The sequence below is a fragment of the Streptomyces sp. Root1310 genome (assembly GCF_001426425.1).
Lineage (GTDB): Bacteria > Actinomycetota > Actinomycetes > Streptomycetales > Streptomycetaceae > Streptomyces.
Genome location: NZ_LMEQ01000014.1, coordinates 18,831 through 36,604, shown reverse-complemented (window position 1 = coordinate 36,604; position 17,774 = coordinate 18,831). Strand labels below are relative to the sequence as shown.

At 69.7% G+C, this 17,774-nt stretch carries 18 protein-coding genes; all 18 read right to left on the bottom strand.

All coding sequences use genetic code 11. The annotated features are described in order from the left end of the window. Positions 1 to 105, bottom strand: a 105-nt coding sequence (locus tag ASD48_RS45395) for a DUF2637 domain-containing protein (protein ID WP_157880677.1), incomplete at its 3' end; no start/stop codon positions are given. 191 nt (positions 106 to 296) lie between these two features. Continuing rightward, a complete protein-coding gene (locus ASD48_RS23480) occupies positions 297 to 3,731 on the bottom strand; it encodes a LysM peptidoglycan-binding domain-containing protein (protein WP_057603665.1) in 3,435 nt (1,144 codons plus the stop codon). Then, positions 3,731 to 4,183, bottom strand: coding sequence for a pilus assembly protein TadG-related protein (locus ASD48_RS23475; RefSeq protein ID WP_057603664.1), 453 nt, complete (start codon positions 4,181 to 4,183; stop codon positions 3,731 to 3,733). The genes ASD48_RS23480 and ASD48_RS23475 overlap by 1 nt, the downstream gene beginning before the upstream one ends. Beyond that, positions 4,183 to 4,644 (bottom strand): TadE family protein, encoded by a 462-nt coding sequence (locus ASD48_RS23470; protein WP_057603663.1) that lies wholly within the window; start codon positions 4,642 to 4,644, stop codon positions 4,183 to 4,185. Before ASD48_RS23470 ends, ASD48_RS23475 begins: the two co-directional genes overlap by 1 nt. After that, the gene (locus ASD48_RS23465; RefSeq protein ID WP_057603662.1) at positions 4,641 to 4,988 is read right to left on the bottom strand and encodes a TadE family protein; all 348 of its coding nucleotides are present in this window, start codon (positions 4,986 to 4,988) and stop codon (positions 4,641 to 4,643) included. Before ASD48_RS23465 ends, ASD48_RS23470 begins: the two co-directional genes overlap by 4 nt. A 74-nt stretch (positions 4,989 to 5,062) precedes the next feature. Then, positions 5,063 to 5,290, bottom strand: a complete 228-nt coding sequence (locus ASD48_RS23460) for a hypothetical protein (RefSeq protein ID WP_057603661.1) — start codon at positions 5,288 to 5,290, stop codon at positions 5,063 to 5,065. 57 nt (positions 5,291 to 5,347) lie between these two features. After that, positions 5,348 to 6,232: a type II secretion system F family protein gene (locus ASD48_RS23455; protein WP_057603660.1), complete on the bottom strand. Its 885-nt coding sequence runs from the start codon at positions 6,230 to 6,232 to the stop codon at positions 5,348 to 5,350. Further along, a complete protein-coding gene (locus tag ASD48_RS23450; protein ID WP_057603659.1) occupies positions 6,229 to 7,179 on the bottom strand; it encodes a type II secretion system F family protein in 951 nt (316 codons plus the stop codon). Before ASD48_RS23450 ends, ASD48_RS23455 begins: the two co-directional genes overlap by 4 nt. Next, complete coding sequence (locus tag ASD48_RS23445; protein ID WP_057603658.1) at positions 7,176 to 8,687, bottom strand: CpaF/VirB11 family protein; 1,512 nt, start codon at positions 8,685 to 8,687, stop codon at positions 7,176 to 7,178. Before ASD48_RS23445 ends, ASD48_RS23450 begins: the two co-directional genes overlap by 4 nt. Continuing rightward, a complete protein-coding gene (locus ASD48_RS23440) occupies positions 8,677 to 9,504 on the bottom strand; it encodes a hypothetical protein (RefSeq protein WP_057603657.1) in 828 nt (275 codons plus the stop codon). Before ASD48_RS23440 ends, ASD48_RS23445 begins: the two co-directional genes overlap by 11 nt. Further along, positions 9,504 to 9,722, bottom strand: coding sequence for a hypothetical protein (locus tag ASD48_RS45390; RefSeq protein WP_242432701.1), 219 nt, complete (start codon positions 9,720 to 9,722; stop codon positions 9,504 to 9,506). The genes ASD48_RS23440 and ASD48_RS45390 overlap by 1 nt, the downstream gene beginning before the upstream one ends. Continuing rightward, positions 9,641 to 10,000, bottom strand: a complete 360-nt coding sequence (locus ASD48_RS45385; RefSeq protein ID WP_242432700.1) for an SAF domain-containing protein — start codon at positions 9,998 to 10,000, stop codon at positions 9,641 to 9,643. The genes ASD48_RS45390 and ASD48_RS45385 overlap by 82 nt, the downstream gene beginning before the upstream one ends. A 234-nt stretch (positions 10,001 to 10,234) precedes the next feature. Continuing rightward, positions 10,235 to 11,056, bottom strand: a complete 822-nt coding sequence (locus tag ASD48_RS45380; RefSeq protein WP_242432698.1) for an ATP/GTP-binding protein — start codon at positions 11,054 to 11,056, stop codon at positions 10,235 to 10,237. Between the two features lie 29 nt (positions 11,057 to 11,085). Then, complete coding sequence (locus ASD48_RS23425; RefSeq protein ID WP_057603655.1) at positions 11,086 to 11,478, bottom strand: hypothetical protein; 393 nt, start codon at positions 11,476 to 11,478, stop codon at positions 11,086 to 11,088. Between the two features lie 1,036 nt (positions 11,479 to 12,514). After that, positions 12,515 to 13,426 carry a replication-relaxation family protein gene (locus tag ASD48_RS23420; RefSeq protein WP_057603654.1) on the bottom strand — a complete coding sequence of 304 codons (912 nt, stop codon included), beginning with the start codon at positions 13,424 to 13,426 and terminating at the stop codon, positions 12,515 to 12,517. Then, positions 13,423 to 16,041 carry a hypothetical protein gene (locus ASD48_RS23415; protein ID WP_057603653.1) on the bottom strand — a complete coding sequence of 873 codons (2,619 nt, stop codon included), beginning with the start codon at positions 16,039 to 16,041 and terminating at the stop codon, positions 13,423 to 13,425. The genes ASD48_RS23420 and ASD48_RS23415 overlap by 4 nt, the downstream gene beginning before the upstream one ends. Beyond that, positions 16,017 to 16,667 (bottom strand): hypothetical protein, encoded by a 651-nt coding sequence (locus ASD48_RS23410; protein WP_057603652.1) that lies wholly within the window; start codon positions 16,665 to 16,667, stop codon positions 16,017 to 16,019. The genes ASD48_RS23415 and ASD48_RS23410 overlap by 25 nt, the downstream gene beginning before the upstream one ends. Then, positions 16,664 to 17,773, bottom strand: a complete 1,110-nt coding sequence (locus ASD48_RS23405) for a bifunctional lytic transglycosylase/C40 family peptidase (protein ID WP_057603651.1) — start codon at positions 17,771 to 17,773, stop codon at positions 16,664 to 16,666. The genes ASD48_RS23410 and ASD48_RS23405 overlap by 4 nt, the downstream gene beginning before the upstream one ends. Position 17,774: the final 1 nt, after the last annotated feature.

Here is a 17,774-nt window from a genome sequence, read left to right as displayed (position 1 = left end):
GAAGTTGCCGAAGCCCTTCTCGAGGGCCAGTTCCCGGACGGCCGCGTACGAACCGGCGAAGCCGATTCCGGCGATGATCACGGCGCCGGTCACGACCACACAGATGAGAACGCGGACGGCTGTGCCATGCGGGAGAGGGCCGTGGGCGGGTGGGGAGGCGGGCTGCTGTTGTGCCGGTGTGTGGTCCGGTAAGGCGGCGGAGGGTTCGGCCGGGCGGCTGCCTGTGAGGGGGGCTGCCGGGGGGCGGGGCAGCGGTGTGAGGGGTGCGGGACGGACGCTGTGCACGGGGGGCGGGGTCATGGCCGGTTGCCGGGGTGGAGGAGGGTGCTGATGAGCTGTTCGGTTTCCGTCTCCAAGGAGCAGTCCAGGGCCTGGTTGACCTGCTGGACGCGGGTGATGGCGGTGTGCAGGCCCTGCCGGTTCCCGGCTGTGTGCTCGAGCCGGCACCAGTCGCGGTACAGCAGTTCCGCGGTGTCGTCGATGTCGAGACCGGTCGCGACGGCCTGTCGGGCTGCGTTGAGGTCGTGGGGCGTGCCTGCGGCGGTGCGGTAGGTGGCCACGGTGTGCGTCACGTCGATGATCCGCGTGATCATCTCCTGCTGGTGAGGCTCGGCCCAGGGCAGCGGCGAGCCCCCGAACGGCTTGCCGCGGACCAGGGTGAGGGCCTTCTCCAGTTCGGGCAGGCCGGCCGGCCCCAGTGGGAGAGCGGCTTCGACGAGCTGGAGGAACCGGCTCCAGTCACATCGAACCGCGGGGGAGAGCCGGTAGGGGTCCTCGCCGGATTTGCGGCGCGGCACGTAGGGGTGGCCGCCCGGATCGCTGCCCAGGGAGCGGCGCAGGCCCTGCATCCGGGCGTTGAGCGTGCTCAGTTCCCACGGACTGACGGGGTCCATGTCGGAACACACGGCATCCGCGTTCCGCCCGGGCCTGAAGTACAACAATGCGGCAAGCTGTGCCATCCGCGGGCCGTGGCCGGTGCTGTCCACGCCCGTCACCTCCACCGGGCCCAGCACCCGGATCTCCGGTGCGCGCAGGTCATGAGCTGCGCCCTCGTCCCTGCTTGCCTCTGCCGCTGTGCTCGCCGCAGAGGCGTGCTCGGCGTCAGGCTCAGGCTTGGGTCCCTCCGCGCCCCGGGGTGGCGCAGTCTCGGTGCCCGGGTCCTGGTTCTCCTCTGCCTGGGGCGACGACGCGGTGGCCGGCAGCAGACGCAGTCCGGTCGGGTCGGTGGTGGCGGCGAGCAGGGCGGGGAAGACCTCGCCGCTCACATCTGCTGCCGGTGTCACCGACGGGCTCGTGCCCGGATCGGCTGCGGGCACGACCGGCTCCTGGCGTTCGGTCCGTTCGCTCCGGGCAACGCCGTCGGGTTCTTCCGGGACGTCCTGCCACGGGCCTTCAGCGGGGTGGGCCGGCTGCGCGGACACCCGCAGTGCGGTGGTGATCTGGAGGTATGCGGCGTGCTCCAGGCGCTGGACCGTGATCTCGGTGCCGGCGGAGTCGAGGTGCTGCGGCGTGCTGAGGGAGGCGTTGATGATCTCGGCCTCGGGGAAGTGGGAGGCCGCCGTGCTCGCCGGGGCGATCAGGGTCACGGGTACCGTCCCCGCCTTGTCGATGAGGTCGGCGAACTCCCACGCCGTGTCGGGGTCCAGAGGCGATGCGCACAGCAGCACGTAGGGCTGGTGACGGGTCTCGGGCATCTGGCGGGCCTCGAGGAGCCGCTCGCTCAGGTCGCGCAGTGCGTGTGTGGCGTGGCGCATGTGGGCGATCCGGGCCGTGGGCAGCAGCTGCGAGAGGTCCTCGCCGAATCCGACCGCTACGACTTCGACCTCGCTGGCCCACGGGCTCATCGCGAGCTCCAGAGCGAGCGAGGTGCACACCTCGGTGATGTGTACCGGATTGCCATCGAGGAGCACGGCGCAGACTGGTGCGAGATTGAGCAGCACAAGGTCGCCCGCTTCGGTGCTGCCGACCGTGACCAGCCCCGGATAGGGTGCCGGCACTTCGCGGGCGGCCTCCTCGTCAAGGACTACGGCGCCGGAGTCCAGGACCCACCAGCCACCCTTGCCGGAGACGAAGGGCGCCTGCGGCGACTGGCCGAGATCTTCGGGTAGGACTTCCACCGTGCGGGCACCGATGCGTGCGGCCCGCAGGGCCGGCATCGCGCCTGCTTGCCGGGTCGTCCGGTGGGCCATGGTCCTCAGTACCGTGTCCAGGCGAGCGACGCCGGCCGGTTCAGCGGCCGCAGCCAACTGCGCCTCCGCGGGGGAGGTTTCCGGGGCGATGGCGATCGTCTCGCCCGGCTTGCGGCGGCGCCGCTGCAGCGTCCTGCGCAGGGCGAGCGCACCCGTGATGGCGGCAGCGAGCAGCGCACCGGCGCCCAGCACCGTACGCAGTATCAGCGGCCTGTCCTGCGGAGCCGATGCCGGCGTCCCGGACGCTGTGGCGGTGGGGGAGGGGGTGACAGCACCAGACTGCGACGCCGAAGCCGACGGCGAGTCGGACGGCGAGGCGCTGGTGCTCGGGTGGGGTGTCGCTGAAGCCGCGCCGGAAGCAGAAGGCCCCTGGCCTGGCTGTGCCGCGGCCCGGCTGCTCGAGGTACTGGACGCCGACGACTGAGGTGTCGGCACAGTGCTCTGGCCTGGCGCGGGTCCCTGCCCATCACCCGTGCTCTCGCCCGGATCCTGGCTGTCGTCAGGCGTCTGAGGAGCCGTGCTCTCCTGGTTGCCGGCCTCGCCGCTGGCCTCGCCATCGACGCCGTCTGGCGGCGGAGCCTTGTGCCCTGGCCGGTCGCTGGGAACCGTGATCTGCTGCCCTGCGTAGATGACGTCCGCATCGGTGATCGAGGGCAACCCGTGCGGCTGCGGCCTGCCCTCGCTGGCCTCGAACAACGCGGGCCACGCGTTGCCGTCGCCGAGCTGTTCCTCTGCGATCTTCGACAAGTAGTCGCCCGAGTGGACCGTGACGGCATGTTCGCTTCCCCCGCCAGAGACAGCAGGGCCGTCTCCCAGCTGCGTACGGACGCCTCCCGCCCCGGCGACGCTTTGGGGCAGCTCCAACGGCCAGCCGGGCCGCAGGAAGCTGCTGGCCTTGAAGACCTCGCCGTCGGGCATGACACGGCCCTCGTTCAGCTCGGCGATCTCCCGCCACCGCTCGCCGTCCCCCAGCTCCCGCTCGGCGATGCCCCACAGACTCTCGGCTGGCCGCACCTCGCGCACCGTGTAGGACGTACGAGACGCCGGTATGCGGGGGACCGGGGCCCGGTCCGTATCAGCAACCTGCGGGGCCTGGGCGGGCTGTCCCGGGATGCGGGCAGCAGAGGTGGCCGGTGCGGCCTGAGCATCAAAGGCCAGGGCCGAACTCGCGGGCAGCAGCACCAGGATGCTGCCGATCAGCAGGGCCGCGGCGCGCTGCGAGACGCCCATTCCTCGCGGAGCGTGCCAGGTCCGGCCCCGCAACTGCGCGGTCAGTTCACGCACCGCGCAGAAACTGAACTGCGCCCACCCGAACCAGCCCACCGCGACCAGCAGCAGCAAGAACGCTGCGCCGGTGTCCTGCCGGTCCAGCAGGTGCCCGAGGTCGTCATGGGTGGAAGCCCAGATCACCGGAGTGACCCAAACCAGCAGCAGCGGCAGCCCCACGACTGCGGCGGCCAGAACAACCAGACTCAGCACAGCCTGGAGAACACCGGCCAGGGTGCGCCTCAGCGTCGCGGCGGGGGAGTGGGTGGTGGGCATCAGTTTCCTTCAGGAGCGGTGACGCCGTGCAGGAGAGTGGCCTTGCCCTGGCCGGTCACCGACAGCGAGCCGATTCCGACCACGGACAGGAACTTCGTGTCGTAGGTGCCGCTGACACGGACGGTGAGGGTCTTGCCGCCGCTGGACACGCTGACCGTGCCGGCGGCGCCGGCGGCACGCAGGTAGGCCTGGGCTGCGGCCCGGGCATCTTGCGCATCCACGACGATCGCGGTGCCGCTGATGGCCTGAGCGGGGTCGAGGGCCTGTCCGCCGGCGCGGGCCGCCTCCCCGGCGATGTAGTCGGCGCGCTCGACCGCACGCATCTTGGCACCGCCGTCCACGGCGACACCGATGATGGAGAGCAGCGCGAGGACGCACACGGCGACGAACACGGTGACGCCGCCCTGGTCGCCCCATTGCTTCCCGCGCAGCCTCCTCGTCCGGAAGAACATCACGCGCCTCGCTGCCGGTACTGGTCCACCACCGAGGTCGCCGTCGACGTGAGCGTCCGCGTCCCGGGTACGCCCGGCAGCAGCAGGTCCGACAGGCTGACCGTGCAGGTCACGGTCACGCTGACGGTGCCCACTTGGCCAACGGGGACGCTCAGGCCGCCGGTGCTGACGCTGACGGAAGTCGACGCGCACGTGATCCCCTGATCGTTGAGCGATTCGGCGGCCGCCGCATGCGCGGCACTTTGGGCAGCCGCCGCCGTGCGGTGGATGGAGGCTTCCCTGGCCGCATCCTCCGCCGCAGCGTCGATCTTCGAGCCGGAGGTGACGATGCGTCCGCCGCCGATGGCCAGACACAAAAACATGATCAGCGACGGGACGATGACGGCTGCTTCGATGGCGACGCTGCCCTCATCGCCGCGGAGTCTGCGAGCCCATCGAGACGTGTACCGGACGTGGTTCATTCGTCCGGCCCCGTCCAGCGCTCCACGGGGCCGGACGCCGACTGGGTCACCTGCAGACCGGAGATACCCGGGATCATCGACATGGCCGTCCCGGAAACCTGCACCCGCACCCGCTGCCCGTCGCTGCCGGCCGAAATGCTGTAGCCGACCAGGCTGTCGCCTGCTGTGCGGGCGAGCACCTCCCGCGTGCGGGCCGCACCGTCGGCGGGGCTCGACTGATACGAGCGGGCCGCGGTGAGGCCTTCGCGAGCAGCGGTCAGAGCGATCTGCCGTGCGTAGAACCACATGGAGGCCTGGATGACGGCCACCGTGGCAAGGAGAACGAACGGGAAGATGATCGCCATCTGGATGGAGGTGTCTCCGCGGTCGTCACTCCATCGGTTCTTCTGCCACCAGTGCTTCAACCGCCCTATCACGGTCACAGGCCGGAGAGCTTGCCGTTGTACTTGGCGACCACGACGGCGATGGTCCCGGCGATGAGCACGGCGCCGGTGACGGCGGCCACCCAGATGATGACGGTGGTGATGCTGATGTCGCCGCTGTCCGGGCGGCGCTCGCGTTCCAGCTGGCCTTCCTCGATACGCGTCGCGATCCATCCGGCTGCTCTGGTCAGCGCGATGTGTAAGCGGTCTGCGGTGTACTTCACTGGGGATCCTCCACATGAGGCTCAACAAAAAGGCTGGGATGGAACGGGCGGACAGGGTCAGACGGTGAGCATGCGGATCACAGCGGGGAAGGCCATCAGCAGCATGACCAGCACGGCGAGCAGGGCTCCTGGCGCGGTCATCCTTTCGCTGGCGGCGTTTGCTTCCGCGCTCTGAGAGGCCAGCAGTTCGGTAGTGAGAGCGGCGCTGCGGGCCCTCAGCGCCGCGTAGACGGCCGCGCCGTCAGTGGCCGAGCCCCGCATGATGTCGGCGAGGTCGTCCAGAACGGGCAGGCCATACTCGGCGGACAGCTCCGTGAGCGCCTGATATGGAGGGATCTTCTCCAGCCGGGCCCGGCGCAGCGCCCCCTGGAGATACAGGAACGGCCAGCCGGAGCCGACCTCGGCAGCCTTCTCCAACGCTTCTGCGGGGCCGGCGTCGGCGGCCCGCTTGAGCGCGACCAGGTCGAGGTAGGCGGACAGGGCGTGCGCGAACTCCTCCCGCGCCCGCTTGGCCTGGTCGCGCACGGCGAGATCAGGCGTGATGAACAACAGCCCCGCGATGATCAGTCCCACGCCGGCGGGCATGTAGAACGGCAGCGAGGCACCCGCGATGATCCACGGGATCGTTGCGATCACCGGGCAGAGCAGGCCGAGTGCGGCGAGCGCCGTCTTTTTGAGCATGAACTGGCCCGGCCCCTGGCCGATCAGCGCCAGGTCGGTGGTGGGGATCCGGACGCCGGGCAGGCGCTCGAGACGGACCAGCAGCCACCGGCCCCACACCTCCTCACGGTCCTGTTCCGGTGCGGGCCTGGTCAACGCGGCCGGCGCGCTGCGGGCGAGGGCTGGCCCCAACGCGGGCTGGGGGCGCAGAAGCTCCCGCACCAGCAGGGCGAGGCCGGCGCCGACCGTACTGCCGGCTGCCACGACGGGGAGCACGTTCATGAGGTGACTCCTTCCGGCTCATGCCCGGCGACCGGCGCGTCCGGCTCCGTGACGGGCGGGGGCAGCAGGACCGTGCTGACGGAATCGGTGATCATGAATCGGGGGATACGGCGGAAGGATCCCAGCTGCCGCATCAGGGCGAGGACCCCGATGAACCCGGCTGTCAGCAAAGCGAGCACCAGCTGTCCCACGAGGGTGGAGTAGGGCTTGGTGTAGGAGGGCACGAAGAACCCGCCAACGACGACGCCCACCGTGATGACGGTCATCCACCGCACCGTGGTCCGCGGCTTTGCCCGGTCTGCCTCGATGGCGCGCTTCTTCGCGACCTCGTCGCGAACCGTGCCCGCCAGGTCCTCCAGCGCCTGAGCCAGTCCCGGGCCGCGGTCGTTGACCGACAGGATGAGCGCGGCGATCACCTTGTCTGCCGTCACATCTTTCAGCTCGTCGGCGAACGCGCGGAGTGCTCCTTCCGGCCGCCACCCCAAGCGCAGCCGGTCGGAGAGGGCGACGATCTGCGGTGCGAGTTCGTCCGGTGCGCCCTTGCGGCTGGTCATCATCGCCTGCTCCAGGCCCATGCCGAGGCGCAGCAGGCCGGCCAGGCGCTGGGTCCACTCGCTCAAAGCTTCCAGCTGGCCGATGCGGTCCTGCGCCATCTGGGCCGGGGAGATCAGCCAGGGCACACCGATGACGGAGGCGCCCAGGAGCGCGCCGCCCACGAAGTTCCCTGAAACCAGCCAGACAGCCGCGAAGACGCAAACGGCCGCGACCGTGAGGGTCCGCCCACGCAGCCGGGCATCCTCACCCTGGTCTTTCCGGGCGCGCAGGGCCTGCCACCGCTGGCGCAGCGGGGCCCGGCGCGGCGCCGTTGTTCCCGCGATCCCGCCGACGACGCCGATCAGCCCGCCGATGACGGCCATGCCGCACAGCAGGCCCCAGAGCAGGGTCATCGGCGCGCCTCCACCAAGAGAGGCAGCGGCGCCTGCCAGGCCCCGTAAGCCTGCTGCAGGAGAGAGGAGTCGAAGCCGACGCGGCGCAGGTCGTCGACGCAGCCCGGGTCCATCCGCGGTACGGCCCGAAGGTCACCGAACTCGCTGCCGGGGGAGAAGACCGTGTTCGTGGCCGGCCGGCCGTTCTCGCCGATCCCGGTCAGCTCCAGCACGTGGGAGACGTAACGATGGCGGCGGCCGCCGATCTGCGTCTCGTCCGTCATGTCGACGTAGACGATGAAGTCCAGGCCGTTGGCGGTCTGCCGGTAGGCCAGCGCTTCGGACAAGTTGCCCTGGGCCAGCGCATACAGCTCGGCGATCCGGTCAAAGACGATGTCCGGGCGACGCGCGTGGATCGTACACAGATTGCCGCCCGAGCCGTTCGTCAACGCCTGCATCATCGCCACGACCTCGGGGCCGCGGACCTCGCCGACCACGATCCGCTCCAGCGACATCCGCAGCGCCGGGTGCATCAGGTCCAACAGCGTGACCTCGCCGGCGCCGCGGCCGGTGACGTCCTTCTCCCCGTTGGACTCGCGCCCGACCAGAGAGACGACCTGCTGGTGATAGCCGTTGGCGTGGGTGAAAAGCTCGTCCTCGGTCTGGATGGTCGCGAACCGAGTCTCGGGGTCGAACTCCTTGAGCATCGCCCGCAGGAGGGTGGTCTTCCCGGCCTTCTGCTTCCCCGCGATCATGATGTTTTTCTCCGCGCGCACGCACGCGCCGAGGAACTCCCGCAGGATCGGGTCGATGGTGCCCAGCCGTACGAGGTCGTCAAGATTCGCGTGGGAGACCCGGTGCCGGCGGATGACCGCATAGGTCATCGGGCCGAGCCCCGTGATGGCCTGGAGACGGGAACCGTCCTGCAGGGACAGAGCGAGGGTGGGGTTCGCAGTGGAGATGGTGCGCTCGTTGTGCCCGGAACCGCGGGCCAACTCCCGCAGCAACTCAAGCAGTTCCTCCTCGGAGTCCGCGATCGGGCCCACCCGGCGGCGCACGCCGTCGCCGTAGTCGAGCCACACCTCGCCCGGCCCCTGGATGATGATGTCCTCGACCCGCTCATCGTCCAGGTACGGCTGGAGCCGACCAGCACGGAAGAGAAGGTCGTAGACGGCCCGCCGCAGCGCTTCGTCTTCCTGCGGCACCATTGCCTGGGCATCCGACCACAGGGCGACGGCCTCGTTGATCCAGTCCAGGCAGCGCTGCTCCTCGCTCGCCCGGTCCATGTCCGGTGTCGTCTTCAGCAACTCCTCGCGCTGCTTGGCGACCTGCGCAGCGATATGCCGGGCGACCTTGTAGTCGACAGCCAACTGCGGCACGACGGCGCCCAGCGCCTTCGTACCTGAGGCAGCCCCGGCAGAGGTAACCGCACCGTTCGTCTGGTGGTGCCACGCCGGCAGGCGGCCCGGCTGAGGGCGGCCGGGGGCCGGGGCCACCGTGGGATCGGTGTGCAGGGGCTTACCGCGCACGCGTCACCTCGCCTCCTGCGATACCCACGCCGGCCGGATCGAGGCGAGCCCGCCGCAGGGAAGCCCGCTGCACCAGCAGCGTGCTCCCCGTTCTTGCCGCCTTCATCAACGCTGACTTGGTGAAGTGGCGCGGCTGTTCGCCGCCGTCGGACAGCACCAGGGCGTCCTTCGGCGCGTACGGCAGCGTCGCGACGACAGGCACTTGCAGCACCCGCTGCACCTCGCCTGCCGGGTACGGCCCCTCGTTGATCATCACCACGCTTACGTCGCCGACCCGTTCCTCCAGCGCGCGCACCCGGCCCTCTGCTGCTTGCAGGCAGCGCAGCGTGTTGCGCACGACCACGAACACGGCGTCAGCCTGCTCGGCCAGAACACCGGACGGCCCGAAGGCCCCCCGGCGGCCGAGGTCGATCAGAACGTCGTGACCGTGCTCGGCCGCGATGCCACGGAAGATGACCCCCAGGGCCTTCCACACCGAGCCCAAGCTCGCCGCCTGCGCGGGATCAGTGATGCCCGGCAGCAGCAGCCGGTCGTGCGATGCCTCGCTCTTGCCGTCCTCGCTGCTGAGGTCAATCAGCTGCCGCCAGAAGGCGTTGCCGAGGTCGCCCTGCCGGGCGGCGACCGAGAGATTCCGCAGCCCGTAACGGTCCCCGAGCGTGCCTTGCAGCAGCCCGTGCAGCACAGCGCCGCCGTCCGGGTCGCATTCGGCCAGGATCATCCGCCGACCCGGCTCCAGCGGCCAAGACAGCAGCAAGGCCAGGGCACTCGTGGTCACGCCAGGCGCACCGCTGCATCCCGCCAGCGCGATGACAGCCATCAGCTACCGTCCGGGGCGGCGAGGACCAGGCGCAGGGCGCCAGCGGCTACCCATGCGGCAGCCTTGGGACCGTCCGTGGCAGATGTGGCGACGTCGACCACCACGATCCCGGTGCCGGGTGCTGCTTCGGACGCCTTCACGATCTGGCCGTCGATGGTCTGCGGCGTGGCATCGGACGTCTCGCCAGTGTCCGTCGCCCCCTGGACGGGAACGTGCACGAGCTGGACCTTCTGGCCCGGCACCAGCGCCGTGGCGGGGATCTGCTTGGGATCGAGGCCGATGGCACCAACTGCTCGCCGGCCTTCACCAGCCAGTTCTTCGTCACCTGCGAGGGGGCGAGGAGAGAACCAGACTTGAGCTCCACTGCGGCCCGTTTTCCCACCACCGAGTCCACATCGTCGGAGCGCACTGCCTTGACGGCGGGATCCAGAGCGAGGGAAGCCTTGCCCAAGTCGTCCTCCGTGAGGACCTCGCCGACCTGGACGTCGCGTACCACGGTCACTACCTCGGTGCGGTCGCCGACCTGCAGCAGCAGGACGGCAACACCGGCACCTCCGGCGGCGATCAGCGCCAACGACAGGGCGATGACACCTGGTCGACGTCTGCGAGCCGACACATGGGGCGGAGCCACCGGGCCGGCCACCTGTCCTGGCGGAGGGCCTCCATTTGCCGCCCTTGCTGAGCCAACTGGCTCTTTGGTCCTACTCAACGCTCTGTCCCTTCCGGCGACTCACCTGACAACCTGCACTTCGCCGATCGCCACCGGCATCTGGGACTGGCGGGTCTCGACGAGCAGTCCGCTCTCTCCACCGCCATTGACCTGCCAGTCCACCGTCCAAGTCGAGGTCGCGGTCACGGCGTACCTGCCGCCAGCCCGAGATGCCGAGGTACGGGCGTAGGTGTGGCCGCAGGTGGGGGACTCCTGCATGCCGGCGGAGGCCGCGTAGGGCGTACCTGCGCCGTTACATGTCACAGCGGATCCGTCGCCCATCGACCAGACGATTTTTGTAACCCTCGCGGTCGCGATCACCGTCACGCCGCCGGCAGTGGCGCTGGCAGAGTTGGGGCCGAAGGTAGTGGGGTTCGTGTTCACCCACATCCACATCGGGACACCCACGACGTACTTGCCGTTCGCCCGGGGACTCGCGATGTCCGGGCCGGAGAGTTGCATCTTGGCGACTGCCTGCCGTGCCACGACAGCGGGATCCACAGCAGGGATGTTCGCGGCGTCATCGGCCACGAAGTACGTGTACACCAGAGTTGTGCCTGGCCCGGTCAGGCAGGAGCGTTCGTACACTGCGCCGCCGTCTTTTGGCGACTTGCCCTTCCAGTACATGCTGCCCTCGGGGGGCTGAGGGTCCAGCTTCTTAACCGTGCACAGGGGCTTGCTGCTCGCGCTTCCGCTGCCGGAATCGGAAGCCTGGGAATTCGATCCTGACGTGGCCGCATCATCGTCGACCTCGCAAATTACCCACTTGCCGGCCGCGCCGCAGCCCCCGCCTGAAGGCGTGGCCGAGAGGGCCTGCGATGCCGATATCAGCGATACCACCATCGCCGCCGTCAGGCCGACACATAAGTGAGTTAGCAAGCGCGCTGTTCCGGCGTGACGTCTACGATCTTCCACTGCTTCCCCCACTTCTCCGCGTTGATCTTCGTCACGTAGCGAATGAGCCGGCTCTGTGGCATCTCGACTGGCTTGCCGGACTTTCGGTAGATGAACTTCCAATTGGTGCTGTCCAGGCAGTCCGTCAGCTTCGCGGAGGGAACCTTCTTGCCCGGCTCGAGACTGAAGACCGTGGTGGTGTGGGTGGGGGCGCCGGTTGTCACGATCCCTTTGGTATGTAGGTCTTTGAGATCGTCCTGAGTGCTGGACAGGGCCTCACCAGCTGCGTACTGGGCCAAGGAGGTTCCAGCGGTGTCGCCCTTGGCGTACGCCTTAGCCTGCTCGTCCCAGAAAAGGGCGTAGGTGTCCAAGACAGCTGTCTTCTCAGCTGCCTGGGCATCGACGCTGGAAGGCGGTGTGGCGGGGGAGGGCTTGCTTGCCGTGGCCGAGGGACTTGTCGAAGAATCGGCAGAGTCTTCGGCATCGTTGCTGCATGCAGGCAGCGTTGTCAGACCAGTCGCGATCAGTAGCAAAAAAACATGCTTGCCTATGCGACTGGTTGTGAGCGCCCGCGGGCGTCCTGGTGCTCCTGTCATCTTGTCTCCCCGTTCGACGCGATCCGGTTCGACCGCTGCTTTGGACTCCGTGCAGAGGCGGTCCACAACCACGGCCTGACCGGCTGTGGTGATGCATTGCGTGACGGCAAGTTACGCATATGCCTGCGGCCGGTTTCGAGTGTTTGTTCGTCGGCCTGCTTGGTGCGTTGTGTTTTTGGCTGTGAAGTGGAGGTGTGCGATGCGTTGCGGTGTCCGGCCGTCGCTGCTCGGCGCATCTGCGTCGCGAGCCGGTTTGAGATGATTTCGTGTGGTGCTCAGGCGGTCCCTGGTTGGCAGCTTTCTAGGTGGGGCGCCTGGCTGAGACATGATGGGACTCGTGGGGCTGTCGGGGCGGCTGGCGCGATGTGGCCGGAATGGGATGCGGAAAACGGACCGGCCGCCCCCGTTCCGTGTGCGGGGTGTACCGGGCCGGGGTCAAGCTCGGTGAAGGATGGCCAAACGGTGATCACGTCCCCGTCGAGGGTGACGCGCCGGCGGGGGAACTTGTGACGGAGTGCGTTGAGGTCTTCCAGTTCGTAGTTCCCGACCCCCTGCAATACCCAGGCGTCCCCGACGCGGCTGGCGGACCGGGTCGGAGTGGACGGTGTGTAGTGCCATGGATCTTCGCTCTGGTGAATCGAGTTGTCTGTCGACTCCATCTCGTGCGCGCCTCCAGTCTGCTTTTGATTAGGGCGAGTTGAGGATCCCTAGTGATGTGCACAAGTAAATTACTTGTTCGCTTGTGTGAATGTCGAGTGGTTTGGTGGGTCGTTGCAGGGCTGCGACATTCGGCTGCACCAACCCGCTGGCGTCACAGCTGGGTCCATGGCCGCGATGTGCCGCCGGTTAAGGGCATCCACACATCGCTGGTGGGGCCATGGAGTTCGAGGTCGTCCAGGACTGCCGCGCCCAGCGGTACCTGCCGGGCGAGGGCGTTGACGAGTGGGTGCTGGGCGGTCATGGCCTGCAGGTCGCTGATGCGGTTGTTCAGGACGCGCTGGGAGGCTCCGGTCAGGATGAACAGCACGCGGGGGAAGACGGGGTACCAGCGCAGCCATGCCGGGCCGGTGGCAGTCTGCGGTCTGGGGCGGCGGCCGGCGGGCTGGGACTGGTACGACCACAGGCGTGCGTACTCGATCAGTTTGGAGGCGAGGCGTTCGCTGCCCATGGTGGTCCGGTCGATCTCGGCGAACGCCCGCAGCTTCGTGCGGTGGCCGTCGCCAGTGAGGGTGTAGTGCAGGACCGCGTCGGCGATGACGCGGTCGCCGTCGCCGAGTGGGTGGGAGACCTCGGGGGTCCAGTCGAGAGGGCCGTGTTCGTCGCCGCGACGGCGGGCGTCGGTGACGAAGGCCAGGTGGGCGCGGACAACGGTCAGCGTGTGGGGTGTTTTCAGTGAGGCGGCCGTGGCGGTGGTGATCGGGTACGGGGGGCGGCCGCGCAGCGCGGGGAAGTCGCGTGTGAGGCGGGCGCCTTCGCCGGTGAGGTACCAGGCGCGGGTTCCGTTGGACTGGGGCAGCACGGTGTATCCGAGCAGGTGGTGGCGGCGCAGCGTGTTGAGGGGGCGGGAGATGGCCTGGCGGCTGGCGTGGGGGCGCAGCAGGGTGTGGAGTTGGCTGGTGGTGGCCATGCGGTGTTGGGCGAGTGCGGTCAGGAGCTGGTGGGGGAGCGGTTCTGCGGGGCTGGGGGTGTGCCGGGCGCGTGCAGGTGTGGCGGGAGTGGTCACTGGTATCCCTTCTGTGTCCGGGCGGCGGGGGTGGCGGGGATGTGCTGGGCGAGGAAGCCGCTCACGCGGGCGAGTTGGCCGGCCGCCTGGGCTGTGAGTTGGTGCAGCGGGGCGGCGCCGGCTTTGGCCTGGGCCGCGCGTTCCAGGGCTGCCGTCTGGCGGGGGCGGGCGTAGTCGGCGAAGACCTCATCGAGGTGAGGGCCGGTGATCTGGACTGGGCCGGTGCGTCGGCCGTTGACGGTCAGCGAGATGTAGTGCTCGTAGCGGTCGAGGGCGGCGACGAGGGCGGGGCTGGGGTGCTCGCCCCATTCGGCGGTGATCGCGGCGATGGCGGACTGAGAGCCGGCGCTCGAGGCGAGGGTGGAGGCGTTCTGCACCAGGGACAGGCGCACGGGGGCGGGCAGACGGGCCAGGAGCTGGGTCATGCCGTGGACGTGTACGCGGTATTTGCGGAAGTCTTCGAACATGGCGGCGATCGTTTCCGGGGCTGCGCCGGTGAGGGTGATGAGCTCGTCGAAGTAGGGGCGGAACGGCGCTCGTTGGGCTTCGGGGGTGTCGCGGCGGGAGCGCACGGCACGCAGCAGGTCGCGGGCGAGGAGCGCGGTGATCAGCCGGTCGGTGGGTCCGTTGCCGCCCGGGCACACCCACACGATCATCTTCGAGTCCATCGCGGCGCGGATGTTGTAGACGCCGGCCGGCTGGCCGAGGAAGGCGCGGGTGACGGGGTTGGCGGCGAGGCGGGCGAGCGGGTTGAGGACCACGGCGAAGGAGTCGGCGGGCAGGACCGGGAACATCGTCTGCCACCAGGAACGGGTCTCTTCGTCGAGGCGCCCCTCCACCGCGGCGAGCGCCGCAGTGCGGAAGGCGGGGTCGGTGAGCAGCGCCCGCACGTGGAAGACGGTGCTTTGGTCCTCGGGCCGTCCGGCCCGGCACGCTGTCTCGTTGATGGCCACCAGCACCGCCAGGGCCGCGGTGAGGATGGTCAGCGCGCGCGGTGCGCTGGCGTCGTCCCAGCCGAGCGCGGAGGCGAAGGCGTCTGCGGTGGCCTCGGCGACCTCGTGCGCCACCTGGTCCTGGTGCATGCCGAGCGGGTTCCATGAACTCAGCTGTGGCGCCGGCCCGTGGGCGTTCAGGTCGATGAGCGCGATCCGCTGCATCAGCGTGTCATGGGCCAGGAACGGCAGGGCGCGGGGCCAGGAGTCGCGGTGCGGGTCGACGAACATCAGCCCGCCTCCGGCATGGGCCCAGCCGATCGCCTGGGCCAGCGCGCGTTCGGTCTTGCCGCCGCCTGCTTTGCCCACCCCGACTTCGAACAGCGTCTCTGTGGCGTAGGTGGCGACCAGGCGCTGGCGGCCGCCGGGGGCCCGGTAGATGCCTTGCAGCAGCAGCTCGGGGTTGCCGAATTCGAAGGTCGGCAGGTCTGCGGGGAGCAGCGGCAGCCGGCAGTGCACCGTGGGCGGCTTGAGCAGGCCGGTGAGCTCTTCCAGGCGCACCCAGTTCGGGCGGGGCGGCTGGCAGTGCCTGAGATTCCAGCGGCGCTCGAAGGCGCGCCGGCTGGGCCAGCGGTCGGATCCGAACCGCCACGGGCCTACGAGCCAGCCGCGCATCGCCCACCGTGATCCGCCGCCGAAAACGTCGAAGGCGGCCTGGAGCTGGCCGAGCCGGGCCTCGGCTCGCCCTTCGGTGTTCGAGGCACACATCACGAGCAGTTGCACGCGGACCAGGTGATCGTCCTCGGCGAGCTTGCCGAGCGCCTCCTGGGGGTCGACGCGGCGTGGGACGGGCGGCATGACCAGACGGCGCCCGCCCCCGTTCTGCTTGCCGCCGACCAGCTGCTGCACATGCCAGGCCAGCGAGTCCTCGACGCCGCCTGCATCGTGGCGTATCCATCTGGCGGCCCGCTGTGCTTCACGCCGCTCCCGGCGCCGGGCGTCCGCCATCAGCTGCACACGGCGCGCCCGCAGCGTCCACTTGGGGGCGCGCTGGATGTCGAGCCGTACTTCGGCCAGGTCGCCCAGCTCCGCGCGCAGGTCGCAGACGGCATCGATCAGCGGCTGCAACGGGTCCGGGTCCAGTGGCACGTCACGCAGGGGAGCTGTGGGCTTGCCGCGCAGGATGAATTCCGCCCGCACCACATGCTTGCGCGGCTTGTCGGCGAGGGGACGGGCCCGTTTCACGGTGACGGCCGGCCCGAAGGGCGTGATCGACAGGAGGCGTTCGCCGCCGGCTGGGCCTTCGATCCGGTAGCGCAACGGGCTGGAGCCGTCGGCGCGCAGCCGGATCTGCACCGCCTTTGTCCTTCGCGGCGCCCACCACGGCATGCTCGTCGAGGCCCGGGCAAGCTGGACTCCGCGGCGGAAGATCTCCTCGAGGCCGGGGTCGAAGTGCCTCGTCGGCACGAGTTCCAGTGCCATCCGCTCGGCCGAGGCCTTCCGTGCCAGACGGCGCACCACCATCTTGCCAATCCCCCAGACGACGAGGGCGGCTGCCATGGGCACGTACCAGCAGGTGATTACCCAGTCGGCAGCGTTGGCCAGGCTGGCCAGCAGACCGAGGACCTGACTGGCCGCCGTGTCATCCGTCCGGTCGGTCAGGTGCGGGGCTGAGGCGTCCATGGGGACGTTCCTTTCGTTGAAGTGCGGGTGAAGTGCCAGTCGGTGATGCGTCGGTCGGTGTAGGTGCCGCCGCGGTCCGTGCCTGCCCACACCAGGTGCACCACCGCCTGGTTCGGGCTGCCGTCGAGGCGGGCGATGGCGGCCTGGATACGGAAGCGGGTGGTGGAGAACGCCGGTGCGATCGCCTGGTCCGGGTCGCTGAAGAGTGCGGGCCATTCGGCGCGGCCGACCCCTGTGGCGTCCGCCCGCAGCAGGCCACGGCCGGCCGCGAGGAGTGTGTGCTCGTCGTCGGCGGCAAGGTCGGCGGGCCACGCATCCTCCAACGACTTCTGGATGGCGGCATCGCCGGCCACGCCCTCACCGTGCGGCGGCAGCGCGGACGCGCTGGCCGACTGCGTCGACGATGCGGTGGAGGCCGTGGCCTGCGCGGGTGTGCCGGCCTGCGCAGTGCGGTTGCTTGGAGCGGTTGCCGTGGGGTGCGTCGTAGGGGCGGGCGCGCGCGGTGGTGCTGTGATTGCGGGGGTTCTCGGCGTCTGCGGCACCGTCAGCAGGATCCCCCCGGCACCGGCCAGGACCATGGTGGCGATCAGCAGCAGGCGCGGCGAACGCGCCGGGGAGCGGGTCATAGCAGCCGGGCCCCTCCCGCGTATCCCGGCATCGCGCTGACCGCGTTCAGGCGGACCACGGCACCCGGCCTGGGGGCGTTGATCATCTGCCCGCTGCCGAGGTAGATCCCGACGTGATAGATCGTCGCGTCCCGGCCCGGAGCGTCGGCGTAGAAGACGAGGTCACCGGCCTTGAGCGCGCCAGTGCCGAGACCGGCGGGGATGCGCCGGCCGACACCGGCCTGCGCGGCTGCGGTGCGCGGCAGGCGGATGCCGGCCTGTGCGTAGGCGTACACGGTCAGCCCCGAGCAGTCGAAGCCCTTGATACTCGCGCCGCTTTTGCCGCTGGGTGAGCAGCAGATGCCGTACGACGTGCCGCTCGCGTTGCCGCCGCCCCACGAGTACGGCACACCGCGCTGAGAGAGCGCCGCCTCGAGTACCGTGCGGACCTTTCCCGGCACGTTCGTCAGGTCCGGGTCCTGCGCGGCCGCCGTGTACTGGTCGATCCAGCCCAGCACGTTCGCCGCGTACTCACCCGAGTGGTTGTACTGGAGGATCGCGGCCTCGAGCTGGGCTCGCTTGGTCAAGTCCCTTCCGTTGCCGCACAGGTAGATAGCGGCGCCGAGGGCTGCGTCGTCGGCGTTGTGCGGGTCGGCCGCCTTGTCCCCGTTCGCGTCCTCGCCGACGCCCTCCCAGGTGGACGGCAGGAACTGGAAAGGGCCGACCGCGCGCTCCCCGCTGGCGGTGGCGTCCCACTTGCCGCCGTCGGTGTCCGGGAAGACAGCGGTGTTCTGGCCGGCACCGGAGCCGTTGAGGAGCACCCCGTAGATCTTCGGACGGATGTCTCCGCCTGCGGCGACGTTGCGGCCGAAGGCGTGATTCGACTCGACCTTGGCGATCGCGGCCAGGACCGGCCAGCGCATGCCCCGGCACTCGGGCCGGTACTTCCCCACCTGCGCGGCTGCCTTCTTGTAGGCGGTCAGCATCCGCGCGGGGATGTCTGCTGCGGTGCCGCCGTCTGCGATCCCGCCGTTGTCCTGGAGCCCGGTCTGCAGCGCGACGTACGCGCTGATCGCGTTCGAGACAGGAGCCGCGCAGCACACGGCGGTGAACAGCAGCAGCACCATC

Coding starts and splice junctions, on each gene's coding strand:
- ASD48_RS23480 (WP_057603665.1), bottom strand. CDS start 3,731: ATGCCCACCACCCACTCCCCCGCCGCGACGCTGAGGCGCACCCTGGCC.
- ASD48_RS23475 (WP_057603664.1), bottom strand. CDS start 4,183: ATGTTCTTCCGGACGAGGAGGCTGCGCGGGAAGCAATGGGGCGACCAG.
- ASD48_RS23470 (WP_057603663.1), bottom strand. CDS start 4,644: ATGAACCACGTCCGGTACACGTCTCGATGGGCTCGCAGACTCCGCGGC.
- ASD48_RS23465 (WP_057603662.1), bottom strand. CDS start 4,988: ATGGCGATCATCTTCCCGTTCGTTCTCCTTGCCACGGTGGCCGTCATC.
- ASD48_RS23455 (WP_057603660.1), bottom strand. CDS start 6,232: ATGAACGTGCTCCCCGTCGTGGCAGCCGGCAGTACGGTCGGCGCCGGC.
- ASD48_RS23450 (WP_057603659.1), bottom strand. CDS start 7,179: ATGACCCTGCTCTGGGGCCTGCTGTGCGGCATGGCCGTCATCGGCGGG.
- ASD48_RS23440 (WP_057603657.1), bottom strand. CDS start 9,504: ATGGCTGTCATCGCGCTGGCGGGATGCAGCGGTGCGCCTGGCGTGACC.
- ASD48_RS45380 (WP_242432698.1), bottom strand. CDS start 11,056: ATGGTGGTATCGCTGATATCGGCATCGCAGGCCCTCTCGGCCACGCCT.
- ASD48_RS23415 (WP_057603653.1), bottom strand. CDS start 16,041: ATGGACGCCTCAGCCCCGCACCTGACCGACCGGACGGATGACACGGCG.
- ASD48_RS23410 (WP_057603652.1), bottom strand. CDS start 16,667: ATGACCCGCTCCCCGGCGCGTTCGCCGCGCCTGCTGCTGATCGCCACC.
- ASD48_RS23405 (WP_057603651.1), bottom strand. CDS start 17,773: ATGGTGCTGCTGCTGTTCACCGCCGTGTGCTGCGCGGCTCCTGTCTCG.